The sequence below is a fragment of the Erythrobacter sp. W36 genome (assembly GCF_057364935.1).
Genome location: NZ_CP200281.1, coordinates 575252 through 584702, shown reverse-complemented (window position 1 = coordinate 584702; position 9451 = coordinate 575252). Strand labels below are relative to the sequence as shown.

The window sequence follows — 9451 nt, the reverse complement described above, 5'->3', positions numbered from 1 at the left end:
CCCCTCAACTAAGGAATTCATCATGCTGATAGTCATCGGTAAAGCCACAGTCGCAGACGGCGCGATTGACGCAGCGCGCGAGGCCTTCACCAAAATGGTAACGGCATCAAACGCGGAAGCAGGCTGCATCCAATACACCTATGCGCTCGATGTCCTCGACCCCAGCGTGATGCACATCGTTGAAAAGTGGCAAGATGACGCAGCGCTCACCGCCCATTTTCAAGCTCCGCATATGGCCGAGTTTCAAGCAGCGATCGCCTCGCTCGACGTAAAAGTCAGCGAAGTGGTGAAATACCAGGCTGACGAGGGCAGCTCGCTGATTTAGCGGCTATTCGGCGGGTTCCGCCGCCGCGCCTTGCGCACTGCGCCGTCCGCGGCGAAGGGCAAAGCGCTTGAGCCGTGCAAGGCGCGAGGTGATGACCCCGTGCTCTTCCATCCAGTCGTAATACTCGCGGTATTTCGGATCCTCGGCCAGCAGATGCGCCTCTTCCGTGCGTGCGCGCCAGTAATAAATCGCGTTCACTGCCAGCAGGAAAAACGTGTTGCGGATCGCATCTGTCATCGATCCATTGGTGACCAGAAACGGCATGACTGAGCACCACCAGAACAGGTTCTTGCTGAGATAGGCTGGGTGCCGGGTAAAGCGATACGGCCCATTGGTCAGCACGCCGCGATAGGTGAGGTTGGAAAAGCGAATGCCGAACGCGACTGTTGCCCAGGCATAAACCCCGGTGAGGAAGACGAGCCATACGGCCCACGCCCACAGCATCGCCGAATTGCCATCAAACCAGTGCCCCCAGCCCGCGACATTGTGTTCGTAACTGAGCACCTGACCATTGCCGATAATGCCCCACACAAATGGCGGATAGCAGATCAGCGCCGCCAGCCAGCCCGCAAGAAACGGATTGCCAGAGCGGATGTGCGCATCGAGCGGCCGCATGGTGAAGAGATAACCGACCGTGCCAATCTGCACGTCGATCACAAACAGCAGGGCGATCAGGATCAGACCCAGCTCAACCGGATTGCTGACAATCGCGGCGATATCCGCCTCGACAATCTGCGCCCAGCCGCCGGGCAGAATAGAGATCATAAAGGCGCCGAAGAAGCCCTTGATAATCCACGCGCGCCAATGCTTTTTGACCTGCTCTAGGTCGGAGGCCTCACGCCCGATCAGCATCGCCCCAAAATGCCATGCGCCATCGCGCGGATTGACCATATAGCGATCGAGCCAGATGACATAAGGCACAGACAGCACCACCAGCGGGATAGCCGCGAACGCCAGCACTTCCATGGCGAACAGATACTGCCCGCTCCAATACCACCGCGCGAGGCAATACAACCCGCCGATAATAGCCCAGGTCGCCCACAGGCCAGCGATTTTTACAATCGACACGTCGAGGGTTTCGGAGGCCGCACGTTTGCTCGACCAATCGAGCCCGGTTGAAGCGCGCAAATGCACTCGGTCGACCAGCACCGACCAAATCGCCATTGGCCCGGCAGTGAACAGCATGGCCGTCAGCGCGGCATAGGGCCCAGACAGCACGCCGCGCTGGCCAGGCAGGTTTAGAAATTCAGCGGTGATCGGGTAAGTGCGGCAGAACAGCAACCATACGAACAGGCCCAGCAGGCCCGCGAGACCAACGCCAGCAGACACGTCGCTGGCAGGCAAAACCTTGGCCTGCGTCATGGCATTATCGCCGGTATCGTTCGCGGTCGCACTCATAGAGCCTCGGCCCTAGCGCGAATGGGTTAACAGCTTTGATAGATTGAGCGCGCCGTCCCGCTTAGGAACAGCGCGCCTCAAATGGTTAATACGCCCGCCGCAGGGTCGCGGCCCATTGGCTAACTGTGCGAATTACTGCCAAGCGTGAATCGTGCCGCTGTCATCGAGCAAATACAGCATGTTATCCGCCACGATGGGCGGCAGGCTGACCGGATCTTTGAGCTCTGCAAAGGCCTGGGCTGAACCCTCGCCCGTGCTGACCCGATAAAGCGCGCCGCGCGAGCTTGCGACCCACAATTGACCGCCAGCCAAGACCGGGCCGGTCCAGAAGATCGCGTCCTTCTTTTTCTCTTCGTTGCGGAAGCTTTGCAGCTGAGTGATCCAGCGCACGCGCCCGGTTGAACGTGCAATCGCTAGCAGGCGCGCGTCATCGGTGAGCGTGAAGATCCACTCGCCCGCAATCGACGGGGTGGAAATGCCTGCGAGATTCAATTCCCAAATGCGCTGTCCGGTGACCAGCTCATAAGCGGCCATGCGCCCGCCTTGGCCAAGCGCATAGACGCGGCCAGAATCGATGATCGGATCGGCGTCAATATCGGTCAATGAGCCAACCTGGGTCGAGATATTGGTGCGCGACAATGCATCAGACCACAATGTGCGGCCATTCTCATAGCGATAGGCCGACAATTCACCGCTGGAATAGCCAGCGATGACGGTGCCTTGACCAGCCGCCGGGGCCGCCACGCCGAACACGCCGGCCTGCGTTGCTGAACCCGAATCGTTCCACAGCAGCTCACCAGAATTCGCATCAAGCGCGATCACCTGATTGTCCTGCGTCATCACATAAACCTGGCCGAACGCAATAGTTGGCGAACCGCGCAGCGGGCCAGAAGGTTTAACACTCCAGATCTCTTCGCCTGTGTCCGCGTTCAGCGCCTTTACATCGCCCGTGCCATTGGTCGCATAGACCCGGCCGCCAGCATAGCTGACCCCGCCGCCAAAGGCCGCAGAGCGCAGATTATCTTCCATTGATGGTGCGACTTCCCAACGCTCAGCGCCGGTCTTCGCATCGAAGCTGTGGATCGCCCCGTCAGAGCCGACCGCAAATAGCGAGCCGCCGCCAACAACCGGGGCTGCGGCGAGACGCACACGGTCGGTCGCGCCAGCGATATTGGCGGTCCACGCCTTCGTCGGCGTTTCGGACAACGTCAGGTGGCCGTATGATTTCGCAGCAGAACCGCCAACCTGCGCCCATTCGGTGTTGGTCTGCGCCGGAGGCAGCACCACAGTCACCTGAGCCAAGGTCGGATCAACGCTTGCCCCGCTCTCAATCCGCGAAAGGATCGGAGTGCGCTCGCCAATAGTCGGGGTCGCTTTCTTGTCGCCGCCGCCAAACAGGCCGCCGCTGCAACCGCTCAAGACAGCGGCCATTGCGCCGCCGAGAAGAGCCATGCGTGTTGTGTGTTTAACCGTCGTCATCATCCGTCCAATCAGAACATTTGTGCCGCGCAAATCCGCGCGCTCTATCTTCAGCTTTGCGACCCTATTGCAATTTCGCGTTACGGCCCCGTTGGTGCGCCAGCAGGCGCGCCGATAGGAGCTCCACCGTCAGGATCCAGAACGCCTTCTTCTACGAGCAGTTCTTCTGGATCTTCGATCGCGTCCACACCCAGCAGTCCGGCCATTTGCCGGGCTCGGGCTTGCAGTGTTTCCGGCACGCCGTCTTGCTTCGCAATCGCTGCGAACATCGCGCCGGCCGCCGCGTCATCGCCGGCCTTCATATGCGCCATCGCGGTCAGCTCGCCCGCGCTGCCAAAAAAGGCATTGCCGGGCACAGCCAAATCGCTGAGTTTGGCAATCACATCGGCGGGCTCACGCTCATCAAAATTGCTGGCGACTTCGCGAATAGTGGCGAGGCTGCGCAAGGCAGGCGGCGCGTCTGCGTCAGCGGCCAATTGACCGAACAGTTCAACCGCTTTCGCTGTGTCACCTTGCTCCAAGGCCGCGCTGGCTTGCAGCATCAGCGCGCTTGCCTGCGCGCCAGCGCCGCTATCCGCGGGCAGTTCCGATGCCACTTCGCTTGCCGCGCCAAATTCTCCAGCCTCGGCCTGATCCAGCGCCCGGGTCAGCAATTCTGATTGCTCCTCAAGCGCCTTTTCCTGCTGGCTATCCCAGTACAGGTATCCGCCAAAGGCGAGTAAAATCGCCGTCACACCGCCGATTAGAACGGTGCCGTATTTCTTGCCGAATTGCTCCAAATCATCCTTGCGAACGGCCTCATCGATCTCGCGCAGAATGACTTCGTCTTCTGCCGCTTTCTTTGCTGCCTTATCGTCTTTGGGAGATTTTCCGTCAGTAGGGTTCAGCGCCACGGGGGCCCTTTCCAAAATGCGTTGGTTCTTTAGCTGCCCGCGCTTTTAGGGGCGCATTGCAGCAACCGCAATGGCCGTTGCAGCCTGTCCCCATAGTTGAGCGGATTGGAGTTGAACCGCAGGTTAAGCAAGCGCGCGGCCTAGGCGCTTAAATCTCGCGCCCCATCGCGCTGGAATAGAGCGCGCGGTAGCTTGCGATCATGCGCGCTCGGTCAAATTGTGCGAGCGCTTTCTTGCGATTGGCCTCACCAATTTCGCTGCGCAGTTCGGGCTGTTCAGCCAGTTCCTTGAGCATATGGCCGAGCGCTGCCGCATCGCCCGGCACGCAGATGAAGGGATGATTGGCCTCGCTCACAATGCTGCGGATGTCGCCAACATTGGGCGCTGCAACGGGCATACCCGCCGCCATCGCTTCGACCACGGAGAGCGGGAATTGCTCGCTCTTGGAGGACAATGCGAAGATATCGAACAGGCCCACGGCGCTCGCTGGATCGGCCACTTTGCCGGGCAGGTGCACGCGGTGGCTGATTTCTAACTTATCTGCGGCGGCGCGGATTGCGTCCTTGTCTGGCCCCTCGCCCAGGATCACCAACTGCCAGTTTTCAGGCAAGCCCGAAAACGCCTCCACCAGCATCGTCAGCTGTTTGACCGGGCGCAGCCCGGCGAGCGTACCGACCCATTGCTCGCCCTTGTGCTTCACCACCCGCAACGCATCTGCACGCGGCGTGTTGGCAAAGGCCAAAGTGTCCACCCCGTTAGGAATGCGGACAATGCGAGAGGCGGGCTGATCCCACACTTCCGCTGCGATTTTCTCTAGCGTGCGCGAAGGCACGACCAACCCAGCAGCCTTACCCAATGCTATCCGGCGGTACCAATTGCGCCGCGTCTTCAGCTCCTTCGCCTCGTCCTCGTTAAAACCATCCTCGTGATGGATGAGCGGCGGCAGATCGAAGGCATTGCTAAACGCGGTGCGCGCCATCACCGCATCCATCGCGCCCCAATTATACGTCAGCACGAGGTCATAGGGCAGCATCGCGCGAGCGATCTTTTGCAGGCGCGACGGCGATGGCCAGCCGGTGAGCGATGGGAAGTCTTTTGGAAAATCGACCGCCACACCCTTGGCGATGCTGTCTCTCGCGCCGAGCTGATCGGGCACTCCGGAGACAATCGAATGCCTGAGCTTACCGCCAAAGGCGTTCATCAGGCCCGTCGCGCGCAGCTCTTTGCCGCCCGGCGCAAATGTTGAATGGCAATGCAAAACGCGCAGCACGCCGCTGCTTTTACTCGTTTTCTTGCTCATCCAATTTGCCCCAGAAGCGTATCAATCGCAGCGCGTGCTTCGGGCTCATCCAGCGTCGGCGCATGGCCCACGCGCGGCACGGTGACGCTTGTCATCGCCGAATGCTTGGCCGCCATTTTGGAGACTGTCTCTTCCGACAAAAGGTCGGACAATTCGCCGCGCACCAAAACCATTGGCACACTGCTTAGCGCTTCGAAGGCAGGCCACAGATCAGGCGGGGCGGCATTACCCGGCTCGCTGAACGGCTCCGCGATGGCCATGTCGTAATCATAGCTGATCCGGCCATTCTGGCTCACCACCATAGTGCGCTTCGCCATCGCCAGCCATTGATCGAGGTCATAGTCGGGAAAGGCTACACTGTGCACGCTCTGCATCGAGCGCGCGGCATGCATCCACGTGGGATAGCTGCGCTGCTGACCGACATAGCCGCCAATCCGCTCCAGGCCCGCCGGATCAATCTCTGGCCCGATATCATTCAGCAAAGCGGCCGCGATCCGGCTCGCATCTTTGCTCGCCATCATCATCGTCATCAGCCCGCCCATGGAAGTGCCGATGGCGATGAAGCGCTCAATCCCCTCCTCGCCCAGCAGTTTTTCCACGTCGGCGACATAGGTGGGTGGCGAATAGCTGGAGGAATCGGGCGCGTGGTCGCTCATCCCTCGCCCCCGCATCTCCGGCACGATCACACGGTGCGTGGCCGCCAAATGCTCGGCTAAGCCTTCAAAATCGCGGGCATTGCGGGTCAGGCCATGCATGCACACAATCGGCGGGCGAACGCCGTCGCCATCCCCCGCAGCGGGGCCAGCGTAATCGCGGTAATGCAGAGTGAGGCCGTCGCTGCTGGTCCAGTAGCGGTCCTTGTAAAGGCTCTCCATGAGCGGGCATTAATCCTTCAAATGCAGTCTTTATTGCCAAGTGGCGCTTGCGCCGCTGGCTGCTTGCGCCCACTTATCGCGACATGCGAGCCGAACCGCAAGCCGCCGATTACCGGCCCGACACCGCGATAGATGCGCTGGCCGATTGGCTGGGCTCTCCGGTGCACCCTGCTGACTTTCCCAAGACTGAGATACGTTTTCGCAATGATCGCTGGGCGGCGGCGGTTGGATTGGCCGATCTGAGCGATGATCAATGGACCGCGCATTTCGCCCGGTTTGAACCGCTTGAGGGCAATCTGAAGCAGCCGCTCGCGCTAAAATATCACGGGCATCAGTTCCGCAATTACAATCCTGACATTGGCGACGGACGCGGGTTTCTGGCCGCTCAGCTGCGCGGCAGCGATGGCCGCCTGCTCGATCTGGGGACCAAGGGCACTGGCCCCACCCCCTATAGCCGCAATGGCGATGGTCGTCTGACCCTGAAAGGCGCAGTGCGCGAAGTGCTGGCGACCGAAATGCTGGAGGCGCTGGGCGTCAACACATCCAAGACCTTCTCGGTAATCGAGACCGGCGAACAGCTGTGGCGCGATGATGAGCCTTCGCCCACGCGCTCTGCCGTAATGGTGCGGCTATCGCATTCACACGTCCGCATCGGCACGTTTCAGCGGCTGCTCGCCCATGAAGAGCCTGAACAAATGCAGGCGCTTATCGGCTATTGCTTGGATCATTTCCCCGGACCGATGCCGCCCAATGACGCGCCGGAACGCGATGAGCCAGCGATTATCCTGATGCATCAGGTGGTCGAGCGCATGGCTGATTTGGCCGCGAGCTATATGACCAGCGGCTTCGTCCACGGCGTGCTCAACACCGACAATATGAATGTGACGGGCGAGAGCTTTGACTATGGCCCGTGGCGCTGGCTGCCGACGTGGGATCCCAGCTTTACCGCCGCCTATTTCGATCATGGCGGCCTCTATGCCTTTGGCCGCCAGCCCGAGGCACTGCATTGGAATTGCGGGCAATTGGCGGTTGCCCTGCGGCTGGTGGCGGATAGCGACCCGCTGATCGCCGCGCTCAATCGGTACGGCGAGCTCTATATGGAGGCGGTCGCGCGCCGTTGGTGTTGGCGCCTGGGGGTGGAGCCGCGCGGGACGGAGGCTGACACTCAGCTTGTTGCAGTCTGCGAGAAGTCCATGCGCGAGCAAAACGCGCAGCCTGACGCATTCTTCTTTGCGCACCGAGGCGGACGCGGAGCAGACGGTGAATTGGCCGAGGCATTGGCAGGCTATGAGGCCGTTGGCACCGAGCATTCCTATTGGCAGGGGGACCCGGCGCAAACCATGCTGGTCGACGATGTCGAAGCGATCTGGGCGGCGATCGATGAAGGTGACGATTGGCGGCCATTCCACGCCAAGGTGTCGGAGCTGCGTGAAATGGGCAGCGCGCATGGCGAAGCGCCAAGACCTGCCGGGCAATAACAGTTTACAAGGGTTCCCTAGGCACTAACCAAGCCTCTATAAACCCTTGATTACGCTCTGCGTATTGCCCCTCAGGCCAGCGCTTTGGCGATTTTCATGAGACTCCGGCTAACGGCACTGTGCCCGAAATGCGCCTGCCCCCTATCTTTTCGTGTGTATTGCAATTAACTGAAGCCAAGAGCTTGGGGAAGCCAGGGTATCGCGGTGTGAAAGGGCATGTAAAAAGCCTAACATGGTGCGGTAAGGTAAATTCTGGACGTGAGTAAAAGTCTGCACAGTGACTGAAAACACCTACACATCATATGCGCTGACCACGGGCGAAGAAATCTGGAGCGGCGCAGCAAGTGACGTTGATGAGGCGGTAAGCCGCGCTCGGCGAGCTTGGCCGGAATGGGCGGCAACACCGCTGGCGGTGCGAATTGAGACCATGCGCCGGTTCGTCAATGAAATGCGCACCCGCGCGGATGACATGGCCACCCTGATCGCCAAAGAAACCGGCAAACCCCTGTGGGAAGCGCGCACCGAAGTTGATGCGGTGATGGGCAAGGTCGAGATTTCGGCCAACGCCTATAGCGAACGCACCGGGCGCAAACGCTTGGACAGCGCGCTGCAAGGGACATCCGCCGTTCGGCATAAGCCCCACGGGGTGATGACTGTTCTGGGGCCCTACAATTTCCCAGCGCACCTCCCCAATGGCCACATTGTGCCTGCGCTGATCGCGGGCAATGTGATCGTCTTTAAGCCATCGGAAAAGACCCCTGCCGTCGGCCAGGCTCTGGTCGATTGCTTCCATGCGGCCGACGTTCCAGAGGACGTGCTGCAAATGGTTGTCGGCGGGCCTGACGAAGGCAAAGCACTGGTCGGGCATGGCGGCGTGGACGGCGTGCTGTTCACTGGCTCTGCGCAAGTTGGCATTGCGATCAATCGCCGCCTCGCCTCCAATCCGGGCAAGATTGTCGCGCTGGAGATGGGCGGCAACAATCCGCTGGTCGTCACCGATACGCCGCTGCTCACAGATGCAGCCTCGCTGATTGTGCAAAGCGCCTTCACCACCGCAGGGCAACGATGCACGGCGGCGCGGCGGCTGATCATCACCGAGAGCATGTACGATCCGTTGATGGAGGAGCTGCTGAAGCTCACCCGCAAGCTGATCGTTGATGAGCCCTTTGCTGATCCGCAACCCTTCATGGGCTGCGTGATCGACAATGATATCGCGGACAAACTGACCCAGGGTTTTTTGGCTTTGGTCACGCAAGGCGGCAAACCGCTGGCTCACCTCAAGCGTCCGGATGCGAAGAAGCCGTTCCTGACCCCCGGCATTATCGACACGACCGAGGTCGAAGATCGCCCGGATATCGAGATGTTTGGCCCGATCCTGCAAGTGATCAAGGTGCCTGACCTCGATCTCGCCATTGCTGAGGCTAACAACACGCGCTTTGGTTTGTCGGCGTCGCTGATTGGCGGCGATCCAGATGACTTTGGCCGGTTTTGGGCCAATGTCCGGGCTGGGATTATCAATTGGAACCGCCCGACCAATGGCGCCTCATCGTCGCAGCCGTTTGGCGGAATTGGCCTGTCGGGCAACCACCGTCCAGCGGCCTTCTATGCGGCGGATTACTGCGCCTATCCCGTGGCGAGCACGGAAATGGAGCAGCCGCGCGCCAACGTTGCGATTGGTTTGAAGGACTAGAGCAAAGCGCCAG

8 protein-coding genes are annotated in these 9451 nt (G+C 60.4%); 3 read left to right on the top strand and 5 right to left on the bottom strand.

What is annotated here, in order from left to right; genetic code table 11:
• Positions 1–22 precede the first annotated feature (22 nt).
• On the top strand, positions 23–325 hold the full coding sequence (locus AC0V6U_RS02875; protein WP_472644725.1) for a putative quinol monooxygenase: 303 nt from the start codon (positions 23–25) through the stop codon (positions 323–325).
• 3 nt (positions 326–328) lie between these two features.
• Here the strand turns inward: AC0V6U_RS02875 and AC0V6U_RS02870 are convergent, their stop codons facing one another.
• The 5 genes from AC0V6U_RS02870 to AC0V6U_RS02850 form a co-directional block, all read right to left on the bottom strand.
• Positions 329–1723 (bottom strand): methyltransferase family protein, encoded by a 1395-nt coding sequence (locus tag AC0V6U_RS02870; RefSeq protein WP_472644724.1) that lies wholly within the window; start codon positions 1721–1723, stop codon positions 329–331.
• A 132-nt stretch (positions 1724–1855) separates the two neighbouring features.
• Positions 1856–3202, bottom strand: a complete 1347-nt coding sequence (locus tag AC0V6U_RS02865) for an outer membrane protein assembly factor BamB family protein (protein ID WP_486169534.1) — start codon at positions 3200–3202, stop codon at positions 1856–1858.
• A gap of 80 nt (positions 3203–3282) precedes the next feature.
• Positions 3283–4095, bottom strand: coding sequence for a tetratricopeptide repeat protein (locus AC0V6U_RS02860; protein WP_472644722.1), 813 nt, complete (start codon positions 4093–4095; stop codon positions 3283–3285).
• 148 nt (positions 4096–4243) lie between these two features.
• Positions 4244–5395 (bottom strand): glycosyltransferase family 4 protein, encoded by a 1152-nt coding sequence (locus AC0V6U_RS02855; protein ID WP_472644721.1) that lies wholly within the window; start codon positions 5393–5395, stop codon positions 4244–4246.
• A complete protein-coding gene (locus tag AC0V6U_RS02850) occupies positions 5392–6270 on the bottom strand; it encodes an alpha/beta fold hydrolase (RefSeq protein ID WP_472644720.1) in 879 nt (292 codons plus the stop codon). Before AC0V6U_RS02850 ends, AC0V6U_RS02855 begins: the two co-directional genes overlap by 4 nt.
• Positions 6271–6353: 83 nt before the next feature.
• Here AC0V6U_RS02850 and AC0V6U_RS02845 point away from each other — a divergent pair, with 83 nt between their 5' ends.
• A complete protein-coding gene (locus tag AC0V6U_RS02845) occupies positions 6354–7748 on the top strand; it encodes a protein adenylyltransferase SelO family protein (protein ID WP_472644719.1) in 1395 nt (464 codons plus the stop codon).
• Between the two features lie 277 nt (positions 7749–8025).
• On the top strand, positions 8026–9438 hold the full coding sequence (gene astD / locus AC0V6U_RS02840) for a succinylglutamate-semialdehyde dehydrogenase (RefSeq protein ID WP_472644718.1): 1413 nt from the start codon (positions 8026–8028) through the stop codon (positions 9436–9438).
• Positions 9439–9451 lie beyond the last annotated feature (13 nt).